The following is a 22,734-nucleotide window of genomic DNA, read 5'->3' as shown; positions in this document are numbered from 1 at the left end:
ATTAGAAGTTAGAGATTAGAGATCCGATCACTCTGATAGCTCCGATGGTTCCGATAGCTAACAGCCAATAGCTAACAGCCAATCCATGGTTGACACATTATATAGTAATGCCTCATCTATTCCCTCGCTTGTCGCTTATGTGTCGCTCCTGACAGAGGCGATTATAATGCGTCAGTCCTGAGCATCTGGAGGGGGAAGCGAATTATTCGCAAAATATTCGTACCTTTGAAGAGTTGTACGACAAGGGCTACATAAAGGCTGATACTTATAGTATCACGCAGAGTATGCTAAGCGGGGAATTGCTTGGATCCTTCTTGCTCCGAGCGGTTCTGACGCTATGCTTGTGCCTAGAGGACAAGTGCAGGCTGCACGCTGCAGTAGCTCTGTCGTAACGGTGCCAAGATGTGGTGCCCCGAGCGACCAACAACAATCAACGATAGCAAGTTCAAAATATATAAACACATAGATCTATGAAAAAATCAATCGATAAGGCAGGGCTCAAAGCTAAGCTGCACGATGGTATGACGATCATGATCGGGGGATTTCTCGCTAATGGGACTCCTGAGCGTATTGTCGACGTGCTGGTCGAGAGTGGGGTCAAGGATCTCACGATGATCGTCAACGACACCTCTTATCCTGACCGTGGCTGTGGTCGTCTCATCGCCAATAAGCAGGTCAAGCACCTGATCGTCTCGCACATCGGTACGAACCCGATGACCGCTGAGCAGATGAACAATGGTGAGCTAGAGGTCGAGTTTAGTCCTCAGGGTACACTCGCTGAGCGCATCCGCGTAGGTGGCTGCGGTCTCGGTGGTGTCCTAACGACTACGGGTCTGGGTACGATCATTGCCGAGGGCAAGAAGGTGATCAACATCAATGGCCAGGACTACCTCCTCGAGCTACCACTACGTGCCGACATGGCGTTTGTCAAGGGTACGGTCGGTGACGAGACAGGTAACCTAGTCTACAAGGGCACGACGCAAAACTTCCAGCCTCTGATGGCTATGGCTGCTGACTGCGTCGTAGCTGAGATTGACGAGATCGTCCCCGTAGGGCAGATCAGCCCCGAGGCGGTACATACCTCTGGTATCTTTGTGGACTACATTTTTGAGTAAGTCGCACAGAGACTCTATATACATTCGGAGTACTGGCGTAGGAGCTCCTGAGTAGGCTCTCCCGAAGACAGGCTCTGAGCAATCAATCACTTTAATTTTCCCAGAAAAATGGCAAATCCAAAATCAATGATCCGTCTACGTATGTCTAGTGCTGATGCGCACTATGGTGGCAACCTAGTAGATGGAGCTAAGATGCTACAGCTCTTTGGCGATGTAGCTACAGAGCTACTCATCATACAAGATGGCGACGAGGGTCTCTTCTGCGCCTATGACAAGGTCGAGTTCCTCGCTCCAGTATATGCTGGTGACTATATAGAGGCTGTCGGTGAGATCACCAAGGTCGGTAATTCATCACGCCAGATGCAGTTTGAGGCACGCAAGGTAATCGCTCCACGCACCGATATCAGTGCTTCTGCAGCTGACGTGCTCGAGGAGCCTGTCGTCGTATGCCGTGCACATGGCACCTGCGTAGTACCTAAGAAGTGCCAGCGCAAGTCTTAATCTAGTCATCTCTCTAAGTAGCAACTATCTATGGATAAACTAATCCTAACGGCAGCGATCTGCGGTGCCGAGGTAACCAAAGAGCAGAATCCCGCTGTTCCCTACACAATCGATGAGATCGTACGCGAGGCTAAGTCCGCCTACGACGCTGGCGCAGCTGTCATCCACGTACACGTCCGTGAGGACGATGGTACGCCTACGCAGTCCAAGGCACGCTTTAAGGAGGCACTAGATGCTATCTACAAGGTGATCCCTGACGTGATCATCATCCCCTCGACGGGTGGTGCGGTAGGTATGACCGCTGAGGAGCGTCTACAGCCTACAGAGCTGATGCCTGAGATGGCTACGCTAGACTGCGGTACGTGCAACTTTGGCGACGATGTCTTTGAAAACACCATTCCCATGATGCGTGCCTTCGGCAAGCGTATGATCGAGAATAAGATCAAGCCTGAGTACGAGTGCTTTGAGATGGGTCACCTAGACACCATCCTGCGTCTCGCGCAGAGAGGTGAGGTGCCTGGAGATCCGATGCAGTTTAACTTCGTGCTAGGTGTCTTCGGCTGTACGCCCGCTACGGCTGACAACCTCGCTTGGCTCGTTAAGAACATCCCCGCAGGCTCTACCTGGACAGCTACCGGCATCGGTCGTCACGAGTTCCCACTAGCAGCAGCTGCTATCGGCATGGGCGGTCACGTACGTGTCGGCTTTGAGGATAACCTATATCTCTCTAAGGGTGTCCTCGCTAAGAGCAATGGCGAGCTAGTCGCTAAGGCAGCACGCATAGCTCATGAGCTGGGTCGTGAGATCGCTAATCCAGCTGAGGCTCGTCAGATCCTTTCGCTGGCTCCTCGCCACTAAAAGGATATTGATTTCCCCCTATTTACTAATACAATCACACAATCAATCATATCAACTTTTATATGCAGAAGAAAGGAAACAAGTATGGCACGCATCGTGTCATCTCTCCTAAGGGCGTACTACCACAGCCCGCAGACAAGATCGACAACAACATGGATGAGATCTACGACAACGAGATCCTCATCGATGTACAGACGCTAAACATCGACTCAGCTAGCTTCACGCAGATTGCGGAGCAGGCTGGTGGTGACAAGGCAAAGATCGCCGAGATCATGATGGGTATCGTCGAGAAGCAAGGTAAGCACCGCAACCCAGTCACAGGCTCTGGCGGTATGCTACTCGGTACTGTCGAGAAGATAGGTGATGCACTCAAGGGTAAGATAGACCTCAAGGAGGGCGACAAGATCGCTACCCTCGTATCTCTCTCACTGACACCTCTACGCATCGACAAGATCAAGGATATCCGTCCCGACATCGACCAGGTCGACATCGACGGTAAGGCTATCCTCTTCGAGAGCGGTATCTATGCTAAGATCCCCAACGATCTGCCCGAGAATCTCGCACTCTCAGCTCTAGACGTGGCTGGTGCTCCTGCTCAGGTGGCTAAGCTAGTCAAGCCAGGCGACACAGTCCTCATCATCGGTGCTGGTGGTAAGAGCGGTATGCTCTGCTGCTACGAGGCTAAGAAGCGTGCTGGTGTCACGGGTAAGGTAATCGGTATGTGCCACTCACAGCGTAGTACAGATCGTCTGAAGGCACTCGGCTTCTGCGACTATGTCTTCTCAGGCAACGCTACACAGCCTGTACCTGTCATGGAGGAGATCGAAAAGCTCACAGACGGCAAGATGTGTGATGTCACGATCAACAATGTCAACATCACCGACACAGAGATGACCAGCATCCTCTGCACGAAGGATGATGGTGTCGTCTACTTCTTCTCTATGGCTACGAGCTTTACCAAGGCTGCTCTCGGTGCTGAGGGTGTCGGTAAGGATGTGACGATGATCGTAGGTAATGGTTACACCAAGGGTCACGCAGAGATCACACTGCAGGAGCTCCGTGAGTGTGAGGCTCTACGCAAGATCTTCACTGAGCTATATGCTTAAGTAAATGGATAAGAGATTAGAGCGTATCCAAGACGCTCTAATCTCTTACTCTTTACAAGTCGAAATTCAATCCCCTATCAATCACACACACAATGAACGAAAGCAGAAGAAAGGAATTTTTTCCTGAAGTCTCTGACGCTGATTGGAATGATTGGCACTGGCAGGTGCGTAACCGCATCGAGACACTTGACCAGCTCAAGAAGTATATCAACCTAACTCCCGAAGAGGAGGAGGGTGTACGTGAGTCGCTCAAGACGATCCGCATGGCTATCACGCCTTACTACCTAAGCTTGATTGACCCCAATGACCCTAACGATCCTGTACGTAAGCAGTCGATCCCCACGATCAATGAGCTACACGTAAGCCCAGAGGATCAGCTTGACCCTCTGAGTGAGGATGAGGACTCACCCGTACCAGGACTGACACACCGCTATCCTGATCGTGTGCTCTTCCTGATTACCGATATGTGCTCTATGTACTGTCGCCACTGCACGCGTCGTCGCTTTGCCGGACAGAAGGATGCTGCCTCTCCTAAGGAGCGCATCGAGAAGTGTATCGAGTACATCGAGCAGACGCCTGAGGTACGCGACGTGCTCCTCTCAGGAGGTGACGCTCTCATGGTTAGCGACCAGATGCTGGAGTATATCATACAGCGCCTGCGTGCTATACCTCATGTAGAGATCATCCGTATCGGATCCCGCACTCCTGTCGTATGCCCACAGCGTATCACGCCTGAGCTGGTACAGATGCTGAGCAAGTATCACCCGATATGGCTCAATACGCACTTTAACCACCCCAACGAGGTGACTCGCGAGAGCCGTGAGGCTTGCGAGCGCATGGCTAATGCTGGTATACCTCTAGGTAATCAGTCGGTGCTACTACGTGGCATCAACGACTGCCCCTCGATCATGAAGCACCTCGTCCATGAGTTGGTCAAGATGCGCGTACGTCCATACTATATATATGTATGTGACCTCTCGCAGGGTATCTCACACTTCCGCACGCCTGTCTCCAAGGGTATCGAGATCATCGAGGCTCTACGTGGACATACGTCGGGCTATGCTGTGCCTACCTTCGTCGTAGATGCTCCAGGTGGTGGAGGCAAGACGCCTGTCATGCCAAACTATGTGATCTCTCAGTCGCCTCACCGTGTGGTGCTACGCAACTATGAGGGCGTCATCACGACCTACACAGAGCCTAGCGACTACAAGGAGGAGCCCTGTCAGTGCCCTGACTGTAAGAAGGCACGCCACGAGGGGGTCTACGGACTACTCACGGGTGATCGCCTAGCTATGGCTCCTGAGCATCTAGACCGCAAGGAGCGTAGCCGTAAGTGGCGCGAAGCTCACAAGGGATAAACGCCTCACACATTTGATTACGTAGCTCTCCTATTAGATCAAACTATCGACTGATGCCATTCATCGCAAACATAGCTCAACTCAAGAGTCTCGCTATCGTAGGGACTGCCAAGAATGTGGGTAAGACGGAAAGTCTTAACTACATCCTCGGTGCGCTACGAGAGCGTCACCCAGAGCTGCAGCTGGCGCTGACGTCGATCGGCATCGATGGAGAGCTACGTGATCAGGTGACACAGACGGACAAGCCAGAGATAACCCTGCACAACGGGATGCGCTTTGTGACGGCGGAAAACTTCTTTCGCAAGAAGCTCCTACCGGCCGAGATTTTTGACATTGATCGCATCTACTCCTCCTCGATCGGGCGACTTATCTATGCCCGAGCACGAGGCATCGGCAAGACACTCATAGCGGGTCCCCCCTCGACGGGTGGTCTGCGTCGTGTAGTCGCCAGGATGAGTCAGGAGGGGGTTGATCTGACACTCATCGACGGAGCGCTCTCACGTCTCTCGCTAGCATCTCCCTCGGTAGCCGAGGGGATGGTGCTTGCCACGGGCAGTGCTTACTCGGCTCAGCCCGAGCAGTTGATCAAGCGAATGCGTGAGCTGATGCGCTTGATACGTCTGCCACAGTTGGCGGACAGAAAGCTTGCGGAGCAGCTTGCAGAGGTGGACAAGGGAGTGCGTCTCCTAACAACTGAGGGGGCTATCGTAGATCCAGGCTTTGCCTCGGCGCTTACCCCCGACATGTGGCGTGACACGACTTGGCTGGCCGAGGGCGATATGCTCTACGTACCAGGCGTGGTCAGCGACAAACTGCTGAATCAGTTGCGGCTCATCAAGCGGCACCGGCAGCTTGTGGTCAAAGACTTTACTCGTATCTTTGCATCGGGACAAGCTGTACAGAGTTATCTAGCTACTGGCAGGGAGATAAAGACTCTATATAGTAGTAAGCTTATGGCGGTCACCTTCAACCCGCTAGCCCCTTCAGGCTATCGGCTAGATAGTGAGCGCATGTGTGAGCGTCTATCCGAAGCTCTGGCGGTACCTGTATATGATGTCAGAAGGCTATGAAAGACCTACGTAGTTGTATAGACCAAATAAGCGGACTGCGCTATGTCGTGGAGGAGATGCACTTCAACTCTTCTCCAGGACGTATGGCTATGCTGGCTACGCCCTGGAGTAGCAATGTGGAGACTATCGAGCAGCGACTGGATGAGGTGGCCCGCTACATAGGCTACCTCTCTGACCAAGAGCGGCAGAAAGGCATGCAAGAGGTGGCGATACATCTCTGCGAACTGATGAATGTCTCGGGCTCTATCGAGACGATCAGACAGCCACAGGTCATCTGTAGCGACATCGACCTCTTTGAGATCAAGCGACTCGCACTCATCGAGGAGAAGGTGCGTCGCCTCGCCGAGCAGTATCATCTAGAGATCCTACAGTGCCACACACTCACTGAGGTCGTGGATATACTAGACATCGACGGGGAGCGACTCCCGAGCTTCTACATTAGCGACAGTTATAGTGCTGTACTGCGTTCGCTACGCAAGCAGATGGAGCGCACCTCTGAGGAGACCGAGCGAGACGAGCTAGCCGTCCAATGCGCTATCGAAGAGGATCGCGTACGGAAGCGGCTCACCGAGGCTTTGCACCCTTACGCGGACCAGATAGAGGAGGCTTTAGAGGCTTTGGCACAGATAGACAAGCTCCACGCCATTGCTCAGTGGGCTTTGGCACATGGCTGCTGTCGTCCTAAGCCTATACGCTCTGGCGAGAGCAGGCTGACAGATCTGATACACCCTGAGGTGGCTCACCATCTAGCTGAGAGACAGGATAAGTTCCAGCCAGTGACGATCTCCTACACCGATCAGCCTACGCTCATCACAGGAGCTAACATGGCAGGCAAGAGCGTCCTGCTCGCTTCGATAGGATTGGCGCAGTGTCTCATGCAGTTTGGCTGCTATGTGACGGCACAAGAGGCTCAGCTGGTACCAGTCGATGAGGTGATCTTCTCCATTGGAGACGATCAAGACATCAAGTCGGGGCTCTCTTCCTATGGTGCCGAGATGCTACGCCTCAACCGAATCATTGAGTCGGTCAAGGAGGGTAAGCAGGTCTTAGCACTCATTGATGAGCCAGCCCGCACGACCAATCCCGAGGAGGGACACGCTCTGGTGAGTGCCCTCGTACAGCTCTTCGCTCAGTATGCTGTGCGAGCTATCATCACGACACATTACAGCGGCATCTTGGGGCGATGCCACAGATGGAGAGTACGCGGCTTCGTGGAGGAGCGTCTACGCAAGCCACTCGAGATCAACCAGCTCAATCGTTGTATCGACTACTCTCTCATAGAGGATACCCAGACCGATGCGCCTCACGAGGCTCTGCGCATAGCAGAGATACTAGGCATGGACAGGGAGCTATTAGATTTATGCGAAAAGAACTTAGCAACAAAGAATGAAGACAAGTAAAGTAGGTATAGACTTTGCCAAAGTGGACAAAGCACGCAGCGCCGCCGGCACTATCGCCGAGGAGGTGCAGAGCTTTGTTGACCGCTATACGACTGTGACGGTCGAGCGCACGCTCTGTCGCTTCGTCGGGATTGACGGAGTAGACGAGCACGATGTGCCTCTGCCCAACGTCGTCGTGACACATCTCAAGGAGCAGGAGGCTCTCTCAGACGGAGTCTTCTTTTACCTTGCCAACGCAATGCTGGCTACGGGCATGGATCCACAGCAGATCGCTGAGGGGGTGGCTCGTAACGAGATCAACTTAACACACTATCCAGCGCGCAAGCCTGAGGAAATAGCTGACGTACTAGAGCCTTACATCCTCAAGGGTATGCAGCGCATTGTCGAGCATAGAGAGCGCCGTGAGAACTACCTCAACACGATCGGTGAGGGTCCTAAGCCTTACCTCTATGTGATCGTCGCTACGGGTAACATCTACGAGGATGTGATCCAGGCGCAGGCTGCAGCACGACAGGGTGCCGACATTATCGCTGTGATCCGTACTACGGGACAGAGCTTGATCGACTACGTACCCTACGGTGCTACGACCGAGGGCTTCGGTGGTACCTATGCGACACAGGAGAACTTCCGCATCATGCGTAAGGCGCTGGACGAGGTTGGCGAGGAGCGTGGCAAGTACGTACGTCTCTGTAACTACTGCTCGGGTCTCTGTATGCCAGAGATCGCTATCATGGGCGCTTTCGAGGGACTAGACGTCATGCTCAACGATGCCCTCTACGGTATCCTCTTCCGCGATATCAATATGCAGCGCACGATCATCGACCAGTACACGAGTCGTGTGATCAATGGTTTTGCCGGCGTCATCATCAATACGGGTGAGGACAACTACCTCACGACGGCTGACGCTATTGAGCAGGCGCACACGGTGCTAGCGTCTGACTTCATCAATGAGCAGTTTGCCTTACGAGCTGCCCTTCCTGAGGAGCAGATGGGTCTAGGACACGCCTTCGAGATGGATCCGATGACCGAAAACGGCTTCCTCTTCGAGCTGGCGCAGGCTCAGATGACGCGTGAGATCTTCCCCAAGGCTCCACTCAAGTATATGCCTCCTACGAAGTTTATGACCGGAAACATCTTCCGTGGTCACATACAGGATGCACTCTTTAATATAATAGGTATCTGGACGCATCAGGGACTACAGCTCCTCGGTATGCCGACGGAGGCTATCCACACGCCTTTTATGAGCGACCGCTTCCTCTCGATCGAGAATGCGCGCTACATCTTCAACAATATGCGCTCCATCGGCGACGAGGTTGAGTTTAAGGAGGGTGGTATCATCCAGAGCCGTGCTCGTGAGGTGCTAGACAAGACGCTGGACCTCCTCGAGGAGATCAAGGGCGAGGGACTCTTTACCGCGCTCTCTAAGGGTATCTTTGCAGATATCAAGCGTCCTCTCGATGGAGGACGTGGGTTGGACGGCGTCAAGCCAAAGAGCGAGCGCTACTACAACCCAACACTGGAACTAATGAAGAACCGTAAGATACAAGGCAAGCTATGAGTGGAGGACTATATTCAATGGAGGCGAAGGACTTTGACCGTACCCTCGACCTTTCGCAAGTAAAGCCTTACGGCGACACCATGAACGATGGTAAGGTACAGCTGAGCTTCACGCTGCCTGTACCTAAAGGGGCTGAGGCCGAGGAGGCCGCTAAGCTCCTACTCAAGGAGATGGGACTACAAAACCCGATGGTTGTCTTCTCAGAGGAGCTCACCAAGGGCTTTACCTTCTTCAATTGTTATGGTAGTTGCACCCATACGGTTGACTACTCCAACATTTACGTACCCAAGGTCGAGTCGACCACCTGGAGCATGGAGGAGACCGACGAGTACATCCGCACCCACATCGGGCGCAAGCTGGTGGTACTAGGAGCTAGCACGGGAACCGATGCGCACACGGTAGGTATCGATGCGATCATGAATATGAAGGGCTTCGCAGGTCACTACGGCCTAGAGCGCTACGACATGATCGATGCTTACAACCTCGGTAGCCAGGTGCCCAACGAAGAGCTCATCGCCAAGGGTATCGAGATGAATGCCGATGCCCTGCTCATCTCCCAGACGGTCACACAGAAGGATGTACACATCAAGAACATGACCGAGTTCATTGAGCTCATCGAGGCAGAGGGCCTACGCGACAAGATGATCGTCATCTGTGGCGGTCCACGTATCTCGCACGAGCTGGCCAAGGAGCTAGGCTTTGACGCCGGTTTTGGTGCCAACACCTTTGCCGACGATGTGGCTTCGTTCATCTGTCAGGAGATCGTGCGCCGCAAAGAGGCTGCGGGTAAGTAAAGCCCCCTCGGCTCCACAAACTAAGAAGTAATACAAATCAAGGTATAATACGATATGGAACTAGACAAGAATCAAGTCAGAGAGGTTATCGCCAAGCGCGTAGCCCTAGAACTAAAGGATGGCGATGTCGTCAACCTCGGCATCGGTCTACCCACGATGGTACCCAACTATCTCAAGCCAGACGTACATGTGATGCTACAGTCTGAGAATGGTATGATCGGTATGGGTGGTGCTCCTGCTCCAGGCCAGGAGGATCCCCTTTGGATCAATGCTGGTGGTGGTGCTATCACTGCTGTGCCAGAGGCTGCCACCTTCGACAGTGCTACCTCCTTCGGTATCATCCGTGGAGGTCACGTGGATGTCAGCATCCTCGGCGCACTACAGGTCGATGAGGCTGGTGACCTAGCTAACTGGATTATCCCTGGCAAGCTCGCCCCCGGTATGGGTGGTGCTATGGATCTGCTCGTAGGTACACGCAAGGTGATCCTTGCTATGACCCACACCGCAAAGGGCAAGGCTAAGATCCTCAAGAAGTGTACTCTGCCGCTCACAGCAGCTGGTCAGGTAGACCTCATCATCACCGAGCTATGCGTCATCGAGGTACGCAAGGGTCAGGGACTCTACGTCACAGAGATCCGTGACGGCGTCACACGTGAGGAGATAGAGGCAGCCACCGAGGCTACGCTACACTACGTGGACGATGTCAAGCCCATGCGTCAGTAGTCTTACGACACTACCCTTAGAGCCTGCCGCCTTCGGGCGACAGGCCTTATCAAGCAATAACACACTATTATAGACAATCATATTTCAAACTATGGACTTTAGTAAGACCCCACAAGAGGAGCTATTCTTGCAAATGATCAGAGAGTTTGCAGAGAAAGAGGTTAAGCCTCTCGCTGCAGAGATCGATGAGCAGGAGCGCTTCCCCATTGAGACTGTTCAGAAGATGAGCAAGCTGGGCATCATGGGTATCCCCATTCCCAAGGAGTACGGAGGCGCAGGCTCTACCGTACAGATCTACACGATGGCTGTCGAGGAGCTCAGCCGTGTCTGTGCTACCACAGGCGTTGTCGTCTCTGCTCACACATCACTATGCTGTGATCCTATCATGAGCTTTGGTACGGAGGAGCAGAAGCAGCACTACCTCCCTAAGCTAGCTTCAGGCGAGTGGATCGGTGCCTTTGGTCTCACGGAGCCCAATGCTGGTACAGACGCTTCCGCACAGCAGACCTTTGCTGTCGAGGAGGAGGAGTGCTACATACTCAATGGTAATAAGATCTTTATCACCAATGCTGAGTACGCTCACGTCTATATCATCTTTGCCATGACGGACAAGAGCAAGGGCAACAAGGGTATCTCTGCCTTTATCGTTGAGAAGGACGACCCCGGTTTTTCTGTCGGTAAGCATGAGCTCAAGCTCGGTATCCGTGGCTCTGCTACGTGCGAGCTGATTATGGAGAACTGCCGCATCCCCAAGGATCGTCTACTAGGTAAGGTGGGCGGTGGCTTCAAGGTTGCTATGCACACCCTCGATGGCGGACGTATCGGTATCGCAGCTCAGGCTCTCGGCATCGCTCGTGGTGCTATGGACGAGACTGTCAAGTACACCAAGGAGCGCAAGCAGTTTGGTCGCAGCATCGCTAAGTTCCAGAACACTCAGTTCCAGCTAGCAGACCTGCAGACGCGTATCGACTGCGCTAGCCTGCTCGTACGTCGTGCAGCGTGGTGCAAGGACAATGGTCTCTCTTACAACCTAGAGGCAGCCGAGGCTAAGCTCTTCTGCGCTGAGACCGCTATGGATATGACGACAAAGGCTGTACAGTTCCACGGTGGCTACGGCTACACCCGTGAGTATCCTGTAGAGCGCATGATGCGTGATGCTAAGATTACCGAGATCTACGAGGGTACCAGCGAGGTACAGCGTATGGTTATCGCAGCGCACCTACTCAAGTAATGACCCCTTAGGACACTTATTAGACATATGAAGATTATAGTATGTATCAAGCAGGTACCCGATACCACTGAGATCAAGCTCGACCCCGTCAAGGGCACTCTGATCCGTGATGGCGTACCCAGCATTATGAACCCCGACGATAAGGGGGCACTCGAGCAGGCTCTGCTCCTCAAGGATCAGTATGGCGCTGAGGTCAGCGTGATCACTATGGGACCTCCCCAGGCTACCGCTATCATCCGTGAGGCATTTGCTATGGGTTGTGACAAGGGCTACCTCATTTCAGATCGTCGCTTCGGAGGTGCCGATACCCTCGCCACCAGCTATACCATCTCTCATGCACTCAAGACGCTTGACTACGATATCATCCTCGCAGGACGTCAGGCTATCGATGGAGATACAGCACAGGTAGGTCCTCAGATCGCTGAGCAGCTAGACCTGCCTCAGATCACCTACGTAGAGCATGTAGACTATGATGGTAAGAAGACACTGACCGTCATGCGCAATGTCGAGGAGGGACACGAGACCCTAGAGGTCGAGACTCCCTGTATGCTCACCTTCCTAGCATCTGCTTACGAGCCTCGCTATATGAACGTCAGCAGCATCATGACCGCCTTCGACAAGGAGATCACCACGCTGACGGCTGACAGCTTCCCCGTCGAGGAGGAGCGTCTAGGACTCAAGGGCTCTCCCACGCGTGTCAAGAAGTCCTTTACCAAGGGTGCCAAGGCTATGGGCACACTCTACGAGGAGCTCACACCTGAGGAGGCTGCTGATTTGATTATCGAGAAACTTAAAGAGAAATTCATCATCTGATATGGATAAGACACAGTATAAAGGAATTCTAGTCTTCGCTGAGCAACGCGAAGGCGTCATCCAGAATGTAGCCTTTGAGCTCATCGGCAAGGCACGTGAGCTAGCCGATCAGATCAACGAGCAGGTCACTGCCATCCTATGTGGCTATCAGGTCAAGGGACTAGCCGATCAGCTCATCCATGCAGGTGCTGATCGTGTACTAGTCGTTGATGATCCCAATCTCAAAGATTATCTCACTGAGCAGTACGCACAGGCTGTCTATCACCTCATCACCGTCTACAAGCCTGAGATCGTCCTCTTTGGTGCTACCACCATCGGGCGTGATCTAGCTCCACGTCTCTCTGCTCGTCTACGCACAGGTCTCACGGCAGACTGTACGTCACTTGAGATCGGCGAAGACCGCAACCTCATGATGACCCGTCCCGCCTTCGGTGGTAACCTCATGGCGACCATCGTCTGCGATCAGAATAGACCTCAGATGTCTACCGTACGCCCAGGCGTCATGCGTCGTAAGGCCGACGATAAGACACGCACCGGCGAGGTCGAGGAGGTCAAGGTACCCTTTGACGAGCGTCGCTTTAAGGTACGCCTCGTCAGCAAGAAGCACGAGACCAAGAACATGGTCGACATCACCGAGGCTAGCGTACTCGTATCTGGCGGACGTGGTGTAGGTACCGATGGTGGCTTTGACAAGCTCAAGGCTCTAGCACAGGTCATCAAGGCTGAGGTATCCTCCTCACGTGCTATGGTCGATGCAGGTATCATCGGGCATGAGAGACAGGTCGGACAGACCGGTAAGACCGTACGTCCTGACATCTACTTCGCATGCGGTATCTCAGGAGCCATCCAGCACCTCGCTGGTATGGAGGAGTCGGAGTATATCATTGCCATCAACAAGGACAAGTTTGCTCCCATCTTCCAGGTAGCCGACCTCGGTATCGTAGGTGACCTGCACAAGGTGCTGCCCGTCCTCACGGAGCGTCTCAAGACGCTTCAAGCTAATAAGAAGTAAACACTCCACACTGTCATGACAGACTTCCAGACCATACATTATAGTGTCAGTGCCAATGGGCAGATCGGTACCCTAACGATCGATCGCCCCGAAGCACTCAACGCACTCTCTACGCAGGTACTCAGTGAGCTAGAGATCGTCATCGATCAGATAGCTCAGGAGCGCACCGTGCGCGTCCTCGTCATCACAGGAGCCGGACGCTCCTTCGTTGCGGGGGCTGACATAGCCGAGATGGCAGAGCTAACGCCCCAAGAGGCACTCGCCTTCGGTGAGCGTGGTGCTCGTGTCTTTCGCAAGGTAGAGCTACTCTACTGCCCCGTCATAGCCGCGGTCAACGGCTTTGCACTCGGTGGTGGTTGCGAGCTATCCCTAGCGTGCGACCTACGCATCGCCAGTGACAAGGCTAAGTTTGGTCAGCCCGAAGTCGGTCTAGGCATCCCCCCAGGCTTCAGTGGCACACAGCGTCTACCCCGTCTCATCGGGGCAGGCGCCGCCAAGGAGCTCATCTACACCGCACGTGTCATCAAGGCAGACGAGGCGCTCACTCTAGGACTGGTCAACCGTGTCGTAGAGCCTGACGCGCTCATGCCCACCGTGACCGAGCTGGCTGAGGAGATAGCGAGCAAGTCGCCACACGCCGTAGCGATCTCTAAGCGTGCTATCAATAGGGGGCTGCAGAGTGATATAGATACAGGCATTGCCATCGAGAACGATCTCTTTAGCAACGCCTTCGCACATCCCGAGCAACGCGAGGGTATGTCCGCTTTCCTAGAGAAGCGCAAACCACAATTCTAAAACTTACTAGAGCGTGTCGCACTCCTGTGGCACGCTCTATTTCAAACCAATAACTCTATGAAAATAGTCGTATTAGGCAATGGCACCATGGGTGCAGGCATCGTGCAGACGATGGCGCAGAAGGGTCTCGCCGTCACGATGAAAGGACGTAGCAACGAGTCGCTAGACCGTGCTATGCAACGTATGAACAAAGGGCTCAACCGCCTCGTCGAGAAGGGCAAGATGACCGCCGACGATCTCAAGCAGATCATCGGACGCATCACCGTCACGACCGACTACGCCGACATCGCTCAGGCTGATCTCGTCATCGAGGCTATCTCTGAGGAGATGGAGGTCAAGAAGGAGATCCTTCGCGAGATCGATGGTATCGTACAGCCCTCAGCAATCTTTGCTACAAACACCTCTTCGCTCAGCATCACCGAGCTAGCCAGCGTAACCAAGCGTCCTGAGCAGGTCATCGGTATGCACTTCTTCAACCCCGTACCTGTCATGAAGCTCGTCGAGGTCATCAGCGGTCAGTGCACCTCTGAGGAGACCCTCCAGACGACCCTCACGCTCTGTGAGCAGCTCGGCAAGACAGCCGTCAGAGTGAGCGAGGCTCCAGGCTTTGTAGTCAACCGTATCCTCATCCCGATGATCAACGAGGCTATCGGTGAGTATGCCGATGGCGTCGCTACCGTCGAGGAGATCGATACCGCTATGCAGCTCGGCGCTAATCACCCCATGGGGCCGCTCGCACTGGGCGACTTCATCGGTCTAGACGTCTGCCTAGCCATCATGGAGGTGCTCAACAACGAGTACGCCGATCCCAAGTACCGTCCACACCCCTTGCTCCGCAAAATGGTTCGTGCCGGACAGCTCGGCCGCAAGAGTGGCAAGGGCTTCTACGACTACTCTAAGAAGTAGTCACTCCCCCCTAGAGGTCGGCTCTACCGCATCAAGCCCAAAGCTAAGCGCTAAAGCTAAATACTAGAGCCAAAGACTAGGACCACACACCTTCACCAGCGAGGGAGTATCACCAGCAGTGGTGGTACTCCCTCGTTTCGTTTGTAAAAAGAAACTGTTGCAAAAGTCAATAGTCTTATAAGACGTAAGGAATAGTCTCGTCATCAACTACGACGAGAATCTTCTCTCCAGATGCCATTGGCAAGGCTAGATCATAGCTCTCGACAAAGGAAGTCGCCTCCACGAGTTTCGTGCCATCAGCACGGTAAATGGTTAGATCGTGATGCTTACCGTCAGCTACACGTATGGTCAGTCCTAGCTGATTTCGAGAGATTTGCAGATCCAGAGGTGTAGTCTTAGACGCTTCAATCTTCTTATTGCCTGTAAAGCCATTGACAGCCTCACAGATACCTGAGTGGTGGAAGTGGTACACATCACCATTGGGTGCTGTATAGCATAGGGGTATGCGTGTCTCGTAGCCATAGCCTCCGGTAGTCTCTTCAGTCCTAATCCCCGTAAATAAAAAGCCAAAGGAGTAGCCGATGCCCTCTATCCAGTAAACTTCATTAGCTGGTAGCGGGATGCCCGTCATATCCTTCATAATATAGACTAAGCGATCAGCATCATACAGGTGCCTAGTCTCAATAGCTGAGACGACTAGCGTATAGCGACTTTTCGTAAAGTCATGTCGCGCTGTCGACCCATCAATATCGTGAAGGGTAACCTGATCTCCCACCTTGAGGTTATAGTCCCAGAGCACATACTCAGGGACTTCACCTTTTGCCCCTCCTTTGACGCCACTCTTGTGTCGTGCATAGATCTTCCCGCCAGGTAGATCCTCTCTCAGATAGGTGTAGCTGTAGCCGTAGTCGTTTTGATCACCTAAGACAAAGTAGGTCTTATCATCTATTGTCTCTAGCTTCGTCAGAGCGTATTGATCTGTACTAGAGTTCCAGTAGTTCCAATGTTCAGGCTTTTCACTGGTCTGACAGTATATACCGAAGGTGACTTTGTAGACCAGCCATTTGGCTCCCGCCTGTATGGTGGGGATGGTCGGATGCGTCTTTGGGGTGGGCGGAGTCTCTTGAGCTGATAGGCCCCAAAGGCTAGAGATAAGGACAACTAACGTAGCTGTAATTAGGCTGGTGATACGTCTCATAATTATCGTGGTTAGGTTGTAGTTTGTGGATTCTCAGAGCATTTGTTGGATGGTTGTACCTAGTGCAGGAGAGTGATACCACAAGGCAAGTCGTTGTAAAGCACTGCACTAGTGCGAGCTTATGTACTTACGCCCGCAAGTTACACTATTCCCACTAAATGTACAAATGGTTGATCCCGTTCTCAGGGCTGACGCATCATAATCGCTCTGCCCTCTAATCCCTAATCTCTATCCTCTATTTACATATCTTTACGGGAAAATTCGTCCGATTCCCTCCTTTCTCGAATATCCACGTGGGAAATCTCAAATCTCCACGTGGATATTTTTCTTTTTCCACGTGGGGGCGTTTTGATTCTTCCGAAGTTTCATTTGATTCCTCCGAAGTTTCATTTCATTCCTCCGAAGAATTTTTTATTCTCCACGTGGAGATTTTGGAATATCCACGTGGAAATCACTTTTCCCCGACACGGCGCCGCCTCGATATGTAATAGGCTCTAAATTATTGTAGCGACGTACATTCCACCCACTAATGCAATTTCCAACGGTGAAAACATTCTGGAGGGCGTGACGTAACAGCCATTGCACGAAATAGTCGTACCTTCGCAGTGTCTTTAGCTAGACAGATCTATAGAACAGACGCAAATGATACCACAATACAAGAGTAATCCACCGCAGTGGACAGAGATATACAGCCAGTCTAACCTTCCCGCAGAGCTACAATCGCTCAAGGACCTGACGATGAACTTATGGTGGTCTTGGCAGCCACGGGCGATACGCCTCTTTCAGTCTATCGACCCCGAGCTGTGGGCGCAGACCGATGGCAATCCTCGCTGGATGCTGCACCTCTTAGGTGCTGAGCGCATCGCGGAGCTTTGTCAAGATCGCGCCTTCCTCGCAGAGGTACAGGTGCTGTACGATGAGTTGCAGGCTTATCTGCAGGAGCGTCCCGATGAGACGCGTCCCTCGGTCGCTTACTTCTGCATGGAGTACGGCATTAGCAACACGCTCCACATCTACTCGGGTGGTCTAGGCATCCTCGCGGGGGACTATGTCAAGGAGGCGAGCGACAGCAACGTCCGGCTCACCGCCGTAGGCCTTCTCTACCGCTACGGCTACTTCACGCAGAGTCTTGACCCGAGTGGCAATCAGGTGGCGCACTATGTGCCGCAAAACTTTCACAACCTGCCCCTCGAGCCAGTCCTCAACGAGCATGGCGAGCGACTGACGCTACATCTAGAGATGGCTTCACTGCCTGTCGTTTGTCAGGTGTGGCGCGTGCCGGTAGGTCGCGTGTCGCTCTATCTGCTGGACACCGATGTGCCTGAGAATGGCGATTTGGCCAAAAGCATCACCCACAGCCTCTATGGTGGCGACTGGGAGAATCGACTCCGTCAGGAGTACCTTCTAGGCATCGGTGGTACGATGCTCCTCAAGCAGCTCGGCATCACGTGCGATGTGTATCACATGAACGAGGGGCATGCGGCCTTTATGAACGTGGAGCGACTGGTCAATCTGGTGGAGGATAGGGGCTTGCCCTTTGATGTAGCACTGGAGGTGGTACGCGCCTCTTCGCTCTATACGGTGCATACGCCTGTGCCAGCAGGGCATGACTACTTTGAGGATGCTTTGATCGATCGTTACTTTACACCCTTCTATAGTCGTCTGGGTATCTCTCGTGATGAGTTTATCCAGCTGGGTAAGGATAGCCACGGGAGCGGCGGTAAGTTCTCTATGAGCGTCCTAGCACTACATACTTCACAGGAAGCCAATGGTGTGAGCAAGCTCCATGGCGATGTGTCGAAGCGTATGTTTGCTCCCGTGTGGGAGGGCTTCTTCCCTGAGGAGAGCCATGTCACTTATGTAACGAATGGGGTGCATTTGCCTACCTGGGCAGCGCCTGAGTGGCAGCAGTTCTTCGTCCGTCACTTCGGCGCAGACTATCTAAGCCATCAGTCTCAAGAGGAGATGTGGTCTAAGATCATGAGCGTGCCGAGCGAGGAGATACGTCAGATACGCCAGCGACTCAAGAGACGACTGATACAGCACATACAGAGCACGATCATAGAGACTCACGGAGAGATAGGACTTCCGCCACAGCTGGCTAAGGCAACGCTCGACGAACTAGAGGAGCGGGCCCTTTACATAGGCTTCTCACGACGCTTCGCTACTTATAAGCGTGCTCACCTGCTCTTTGAGGATCTAGAGGCTTTGGCTAAGATCCTGGACAACAAAGAGCGTCCCGTTCGCTTTATCTTTGCGGGCAAGGCGCACCCCGCTGATGGGGGTGGTCAGGCGCTCATCAAGCGTATCATAGAGGTGAGTCGCATGCCGCAGTTTGTCGGTAAGATCATCTTCCTGCCCGACTACGACATAGCACTTGCCAAGACGCTTATCCCGGGCGTCGATGTATGGCTCAACAACCCGACACGCCTCATGGAGGCCTCTGGTACTTCTGGCGAAAAGGCAGAGATGAACGGAGTCCTCAATCTCTCCGTGCTGGACGGCTGGTGGTACGAAGGGTACAAGGAGGGTGCCGGCTGGGCACTCTCGGCAGAGTCTACCTACATTGATCAGCATCTGCAGGATCAGCTCGATGCGATGACGATCTACCACCTCATAGAGCAGGAGATCGTACCCGCTTACTATGCCGACATGCCCGCTGGTTGCTCGGATCGCTGGGTAGACCATATCAAGCGCTCGATGCTCTACATCGCGCCACACTTTACGATGCGTCGCATGCTGGACGACTACTACGAGCGCCTCTACAATAAGCTGGCTGTACGCTCCGAGCTTCTAGAGCATCAGGGCTATCAGCAGGCTCGTGATATCGTGGCTTGGAAGCAACAGGTCGCTGCCACGTGGGATACGATCACCGTGCAGGAGGCGACTTTTGAGGGTGTCATGCGAGAGCCCAACTACGACGGCCAGCCTAGCGATCCGACCTTTAAGGTGACGATCGATGCGGGGCAAGTCGATGCCGATATCGTTGCCGAGCTGATTGTCACGACGCGGAACGAGCTGACGGGCCAGGTGCAGTATGTGGGCAAGGATCTCTTCCACGAGGTGATGCCACGCTTGGGGACGATCCGCACCTATGAGCTGACGGTGCCGTCGGCTCAGCCAGGCAAATATCAGATAGCGGTGCGTCTGCGCCCCTATCTGCCGGAGCTGCCTCATCTGATGGACTTCGCTTACGTCCGCTGGATCTCCTTCTGAGTGATGGCCTTTGGCTGTTAGCCTTTAGCCTTTGGCTGTTGGCTGTTAGCAACTATAAATAATGAGAGGACTCAATCGCTGAATCGGGGCGATTGAGTCCTCTGCTGTTATTCAGATCTTCTTATGATAACCTATTGGTAGCAAAAAGACAACGAAGGGGCAATCGACAGACGATACCTTTGCGTAGACAATCTAGGAAACGCAATATATCGTAATCGACTATGAAGCAAAAAACACAATCCCTCACACGACTTGCCTCGCTACTCATTAGCGCCATCATCTTGCTAGCCCTCCCGCTAGAGGGGTGGGCTGAGCGTCCCCCGCTCAGTGTGAAGTCGCAGTACACGCTCCTCGTCTGTAGCGATCCACACATTATGGCTCCTGAGCTAGTCGTTCAGGAGGGCCCTGCCTTTGAGGAGACATTACGTAGCGATCGTAAGCTGCTCCTCGAGAGTGTGCAGATCTTTGATCAGTTAATCAAGGAAGCTCTAGAGATACGTCCTGATCTCTTCCTCATCTGTGGAGACCTCACGAAGGATGGTGAGCTGGCTAGCTATCGCTACCTCACGCAGCGGCTAGATCGACTCACAGAGGCGGGTATCAAGGTACTCGTCGTGCCTGGGAATCATGACATTAACAACCCCCTTGCTCAGATCTACCTAGGAGATCATACGACTGCTACGGAGCATGTCACTCCCGATCAGTTTGTTCAGATTATGGCACCATACGGGTATGACGCCTCCTCAAGTATCTCGAGAGGACCGGCGCTCTGCTACGTGTCGGAGCCGCTCCCAGGGCTACGCGTCATCGGCATCGATGCTTGTCAGTACGATGACAATATCGCCAATAACTACCCCACGACGGCTGGCCGTCTCGATGAGGAACGCATCCAGTGGATCGAGGATCAAGTGCGACAAGCCAATGCTCAGGGCAAGCAGGTCATAGCGATGATGCATCATGGTATCGTAGAGCACTTCCCGGGGCAGTCGCTACTGGCTAAGGAGTATCTGATACAGGATTATGATCGCATCGCAGAGCGACTCGCCGAGGCTGGTCTGCAGTATGTCTTCACGGGACACTTTCATGCTCAGGACATCGCAGCCAAGAGCTACAACCAGAGCGTCATACATGACATAGAGACTGGATCCACAGTCACATACCCCTGTCCATATCGTTTGGTTGAGGTCACCCCGACAGAGCTACGTATATCCTCTCGTCAGATCGCCTTAGCGATGCCCTCTCAGATCGCTTCAGAAGGAACGATCTCTTTACAGGACTACGCTTATCAGCACCTAGAGCTTGGGATAAATGATCTGGTACGCTTCCTCACGGAGCATCTAGAGAGTCAGGATAGTGCCTCGGTTATAGCTCCTTATAAGGGTGTGATTGATCAGGCGATACCAGAGCTAAAGCCTCTATTTATGGAGATCTATGCAAATCACCTGCAAGGTGACGAGCGGGGCCTGCATCACAATCCAGATAGTACGGCAAGGATGACGGAGCCATATCCGGGTGATCTCTTTGATCAGACGAAGGGGCTGATCCAGGGATTGGTACCATCGCTAACTCAGCAGATAGAGCTTTTTGAGACGGCTCTATACGACACCTCAGAGTCGGATAACAATGTGTCGCTGCCTTACGATCACACCGCTCGTCTGGATCGACAAAGACTTGCCAAGAGCAAGCCTTAGAATATAGGATTGCTTCTTTAGTCTTTGGGCTAGACGTGCGAAAGGATCTTTCGGTAGAACTGTAGTACCGAAGGGGCAGTGCGTAGGTTGTACGGCTTGAGCGGCTGCGTGAGCGTCAAACCCTCGAGCGTGCGACAGCGACTGAGGGCAACGTACCCTTGTCCTGGGGCGAAGAAGCGACTTGGGTCGACCACAATCTGGTCGCACGTTTGCCCCTGCGCTTTGTGTACCGTGATGGAGTAAGCGACGATGAGCGGTAGCTGCGTGTAGGAGCCAGTCTGTCGCTCGACGATCTCTCCCTTCTCCTCGTCGTAGTCGTAGTCCACCTGCGACCAGGTGTGTGGCGTGACGATGATAGTCTCGCCATCGGGCGTCTTCACCTTGGCATAAGGCTCCGTGATGTCGCCAATAGTTCCGCCGACGAGCTTCGTGATGACGCCCGTCGTGCCATTGACCCACGCTCCGTCGGGGTGGTTGCTCACGAGCATCACCTGAGTCCCCACCTTGAGCGAAAATTCTTCGGGGACGGGCAGCGCAGAGGCGGGGATCTTGCCCTTGAGTTTGCCGCGGAAGGTTACCTCTTTGGCATCAAGCTGGGCGCAGCGAGACTGGTTGTACGTCTCCACATTGGCTCTGTGAGAGAAGAGTAGCACCGCATGCTGGTCGCTCTGGAGTAGCTCTTCCTGCCACTGTGGGGAGACGCGGCTATTGAGCAGGGCGACCGTGTCATCGCTGACACGTCCTAGACGGATCTCCTCAAGTGCGGAGACGAAGTGCTGATCGCTCTGGCGATACATGCGACGTAGGACTATGGAGATAGGTGCCAGTGCAGCGTAGGCGTGCGCCTCAAAGAAGTAAAAGCCGTCACTCTCAGGGTAAGCGCGCTGCATCTCCTCCTGATCGGAGGCTGTCGTGACTGGCGGTAGCTGAAATGGGTCGCCCACCATGAGGAGCTGCACACCCCCAAAGGGTACTCGGCTGTGCCTCACACTGCGCAGGATACGATCCATCGCATCGAGCAGGTCGCATCGCACCATCGATATCTCGTCGATGATGATCAGGTCGAGCTGACGGATGAGCTCCCGCTTGTCCTTACGATAGCGGCGTGTGATGGCGGAGGTGTGGTTGGGATCTGTCAGCGGTGCTAGCGGTAGCCGGAAGAAGCTGTGGATCGTCTGCCCATGGATGTTGAGCGCAGCGAGCCCCGTCGGGGCAAGCTTGACAAACTTCTTGTGAGTCACCTCGCAGTAGTGCTGCAGGAAGTAGGACTTGCCCGTTCCCGCACTACCCGTCAGGAAGAGACTCATAGAGGTCTGCTCGAGGCACTGCAGGGCAGACATCTGCTCGGCATTGTTCTGATCGAAAGCTTCTGGGATGACGAGCATACCA

Annotated in this window: 19 protein-coding genes; 17 read left to right on the top strand and 2 right to left on the bottom strand. The window is 53.5% G+C overall.

Features of this window, described 5'->3' with window-relative positions; genetic code table 11:
- The first annotated feature begins 470 nt into the window (after positions 1-470).
- From RDM37_RS02460 to RDM37_RS02390, 15 genes are all read left to right on the top strand, one after another.
- On the top strand, positions 471-1,115 hold the full coding sequence (locus tag RDM37_RS02460; protein WP_308554687.1) for a CoA transferase subunit A: 645 nt from the start codon (positions 471-473) through the stop codon (positions 1,113-1,115).
- Between the two features lie 108 nt (positions 1,116-1,223).
- A complete protein-coding gene (locus RDM37_RS02455; protein ID WP_299366829.1) occupies positions 1,224-1,616 on the top strand; it encodes a hotdog fold domain-containing protein in 393 nt (130 codons plus the stop codon).
- 30 nt (positions 1,617-1,646) lie between these two features.
- Positions 1,647-2,474, top strand: coding sequence for a 3-keto-5-aminohexanoate cleavage protein (locus tag RDM37_RS02450; RefSeq protein WP_004330807.1), 828 nt, complete (start codon positions 1,647-1,649; stop codon positions 2,472-2,474).
- A 62-nt stretch (positions 2,475-2,536) separates the two neighbouring features.
- Positions 2,537-3,580: a zinc-binding dehydrogenase gene (locus RDM37_RS02445; RefSeq protein ID WP_308554685.1), complete on the top strand. Its 1,044-nt coding sequence runs from the start codon at positions 2,537-2,539 to the stop codon at positions 3,578-3,580.
- Between the two features lie 92 nt (positions 3,581-3,672).
- Positions 3,673-4,938 (top strand): lysine 2,3-aminomutase, encoded by a 1,266-nt coding sequence (ablA, locus tag RDM37_RS02440; protein WP_308554683.1) that lies wholly within the window; start codon positions 3,673-3,675, stop codon positions 4,936-4,938.
- Between the two features lie 53 nt (positions 4,939-4,991).
- The gene (locus tag RDM37_RS02435; protein ID WP_308554681.1) at positions 4,992-6,008 is read left to right on the top strand and encodes a hypothetical protein; all 1,017 of its coding nucleotides are present in this window, start codon (positions 4,992-4,994) and stop codon (positions 6,006-6,008) included.
- The gene (locus tag RDM37_RS02430) at positions 6,005-7,408 is read left to right on the top strand and encodes a DNA mismatch repair protein MutS (protein ID WP_308554679.1); all 1,404 of its coding nucleotides are present in this window, start codon (positions 6,005-6,007) and stop codon (positions 7,406-7,408) included. Before RDM37_RS02435 ends, RDM37_RS02430 begins: the two co-directional genes overlap by 4 nt.
- Positions 7,395-8,966 (top strand): lysine 5,6-aminomutase subunit alpha, encoded by a 1,572-nt coding sequence (locus RDM37_RS02425; RefSeq protein ID WP_308554677.1) that lies wholly within the window; start codon positions 7,395-7,397, stop codon positions 8,964-8,966. Before RDM37_RS02430 ends, RDM37_RS02425 begins: the two co-directional genes overlap by 14 nt.
- The gene (locus RDM37_RS02420) at positions 8,963-9,760 is read left to right on the top strand and encodes an OAM dimerization domain-containing protein (protein WP_308554675.1); all 798 of its coding nucleotides are present in this window, start codon (positions 8,963-8,965) and stop codon (positions 9,758-9,760) included. The genes RDM37_RS02425 and RDM37_RS02420 overlap by 4 nt, the downstream gene beginning before the upstream one ends.
- A 54-nt stretch (positions 9,761-9,814) precedes the next feature.
- Positions 9,815-10,483 (top strand): 3-oxoacid CoA-transferase subunit B, encoded by a 669-nt coding sequence (locus RDM37_RS02415; protein WP_025882796.1) that lies wholly within the window; start codon positions 9,815-9,817, stop codon positions 10,481-10,483.
- Positions 10,484-10,574: 91 nt separating this feature from the next.
- Entirely contained in the window at positions 10,575-11,714 is a 1,140-nt protein-coding gene (locus RDM37_RS02410; protein ID WP_297112975.1) for an acyl-CoA dehydrogenase, read from the top strand.
- 27 nt (positions 11,715-11,741) lie between these two features.
- Entirely contained in the window at positions 11,742-12,527 is a 786-nt protein-coding gene (locus RDM37_RS02405; protein WP_296951924.1) for an electron transfer flavoprotein subunit beta/FixA family protein, read from the top strand.
- Between the two features lies 1 nt (position 12,528).
- The gene (locus RDM37_RS02400; protein ID WP_299366181.1) at positions 12,529-13,539 is read left to right on the top strand and encodes an electron transfer flavoprotein subunit alpha/FixB family protein; all 1,011 of its coding nucleotides are present in this window, start codon (positions 12,529-12,531) and stop codon (positions 13,537-13,539) included.
- 15 nt (positions 13,540-13,554) lie between these two features.
- Positions 13,555-14,334 carry an enoyl-CoA hydratase-related protein gene (locus RDM37_RS02395; protein ID WP_308554671.1) on the top strand — a complete coding sequence of 260 codons (780 nt, stop codon included), beginning with the start codon at positions 13,555-13,557 and terminating at the stop codon, positions 14,332-14,334.
- 57 nt (positions 14,335-14,391) lie between these two features.
- Positions 14,392-15,240, top strand: a complete 849-nt coding sequence (locus RDM37_RS02390; RefSeq protein WP_308554669.1) for a 3-hydroxybutyryl-CoA dehydrogenase — start codon at positions 14,392-14,394, stop codon at positions 15,238-15,240.
- A gap of 175 nt (positions 15,241-15,415) precedes the next feature.
- Here the strand turns inward: RDM37_RS02390 and RDM37_RS02385 are convergent, their stop codons facing one another.
- On the bottom strand, positions 15,416-16,438 hold the full coding sequence (locus RDM37_RS02385) for a hypothetical protein (RefSeq protein WP_308554668.1): 1,023 nt from the start codon (positions 16,436-16,438) through the stop codon (positions 15,416-15,418).
- Positions 16,439-17,080: 642 nt separating this feature from the next.
- On the opposite strand from RDM37_RS02385, the gene glgP reads away from it, so the two are divergent.
- Together glgP and RDM37_RS02375 are read left to right on the top strand one after the other, a co-directional pair.
- Positions 17,081-19,654: an alpha-glucan family phosphorylase gene (glgP, locus tag RDM37_RS02380; protein ID WP_308554666.1), complete on the top strand. Its 2,574-nt coding sequence runs from the start codon at positions 17,081-17,083 to the stop codon at positions 19,652-19,654.
- Between the two features lie 221 nt (positions 19,655-19,875).
- Entirely contained in the window at positions 19,876-21,345 is a 1,470-nt protein-coding gene (locus RDM37_RS02375; RefSeq protein ID WP_308554664.1) for a metallophosphoesterase, read from the top strand.
- Positions 21,346-21,374: 29 nt separating this feature from the next.
- On the opposite strand, the gene RDM37_RS02370 is transcribed toward RDM37_RS02375, so the two are convergent.
- Positions 21,375-22,730, bottom strand: a complete 1,356-nt coding sequence (locus RDM37_RS02370) for an ATP-dependent RecD-like DNA helicase (RefSeq protein WP_299366527.1) — start codon at positions 22,728-22,730, stop codon at positions 21,375-21,377.
- Positions 22,731-22,734: the final 4 nt, after the last annotated feature.

The sequence above is a fragment of the uncultured Porphyromonas sp. genome (assembly GCF_902489635.1).
GTDB lineage: Bacteria > Bacteroidota > Bacteroidia > Bacteroidales > Porphyromonadaceae > Porphyromonas.
Note: the sequence above shows the minus strand (reverse complement) of the source record. Positions and strands in the feature narration are given on the sequence as shown.

Coding starts and splice junctions, on each gene's coding strand:
- RDM37_RS02460 (WP_308554687.1), top strand. CDS start 471: ATGAAAAAATCAATCGATAAGGCAGGGCTCAAAGCTAAGCTGCACGAT.
- RDM37_RS02455 (WP_299366829.1), top strand. CDS start 1,224: ATGGCAAATCCAAAATCAATGATCCGTCTACGTATGTCTAGTGCTGAT.
- RDM37_RS02450 (WP_004330807.1), top strand. CDS start 1,647: ATGGATAAACTAATCCTAACGGCAGCGATCTGCGGTGCCGAGGTAACC.
- RDM37_RS02445 (WP_308554685.1), top strand. CDS start 2,537: ATGCAGAAGAAAGGAAACAAGTATGGCACGCATCGTGTCATCTCTCCT.
- ablA (WP_308554683.1), top strand. CDS start 3,673: ATGAACGAAAGCAGAAGAAAGGAATTTTTTCCTGAAGTCTCTGACGCT.
- RDM37_RS02435 (WP_308554681.1), top strand. CDS start 4,992: ATGCCATTCATCGCAAACATAGCTCAACTCAAGAGTCTCGCTATCGTA.
- RDM37_RS02430 (WP_308554679.1), top strand. CDS start 6,005: ATGAAAGACCTACGTAGTTGTATAGACCAAATAAGCGGACTGCGCTAT.
- RDM37_RS02425 (WP_308554677.1), top strand. CDS start 7,395: ATGAAGACAAGTAAAGTAGGTATAGACTTTGCCAAAGTGGACAAAGCA.
- RDM37_RS02420 (WP_308554675.1), top strand. CDS start 8,963: ATGAGTGGAGGACTATATTCAATGGAGGCGAAGGACTTTGACCGTACC.
- RDM37_RS02415 (WP_025882796.1), top strand. CDS start 9,815: ATGGAACTAGACAAGAATCAAGTCAGAGAGGTTATCGCCAAGCGCGTA.
- RDM37_RS02410 (WP_297112975.1), top strand. CDS start 10,575: ATGGACTTTAGTAAGACCCCACAAGAGGAGCTATTCTTGCAAATGATC.
- RDM37_RS02405 (WP_296951924.1), top strand. CDS start 11,742: ATGAAGATTATAGTATGTATCAAGCAGGTACCCGATACCACTGAGATC.
- RDM37_RS02400 (WP_299366181.1), top strand. CDS start 12,529: ATGGATAAGACACAGTATAAAGGAATTCTAGTCTTCGCTGAGCAACGC.
- RDM37_RS02395 (WP_308554671.1), top strand. CDS start 13,555: ATGACAGACTTCCAGACCATACATTATAGTGTCAGTGCCAATGGGCAG.
- RDM37_RS02390 (WP_308554669.1), top strand. CDS start 14,392: ATGAAAATAGTCGTATTAGGCAATGGCACCATGGGTGCAGGCATCGTG.
- RDM37_RS02385 (WP_308554668.1), bottom strand. CDS start 16,438: ATGAGACGTATCACCAGCCTAATTACAGCTACGTTAGTTGTCCTTATC.
- glgP (WP_308554666.1), top strand. CDS start 17,081: ATGATACCACAATACAAGAGTAATCCACCGCAGTGGACAGAGATATAC.
- RDM37_RS02375 (WP_308554664.1), top strand. CDS start 19,876: ATGAAGCAAAAAACACAATCCCTCACACGACTTGCCTCGCTACTCATT.
- RDM37_RS02370 (WP_299366527.1), bottom strand. CDS start 22,730: ATGCTCGTCATCCCAGAAGCTTTCGATCAGAACAATGCCGAGCAGATG.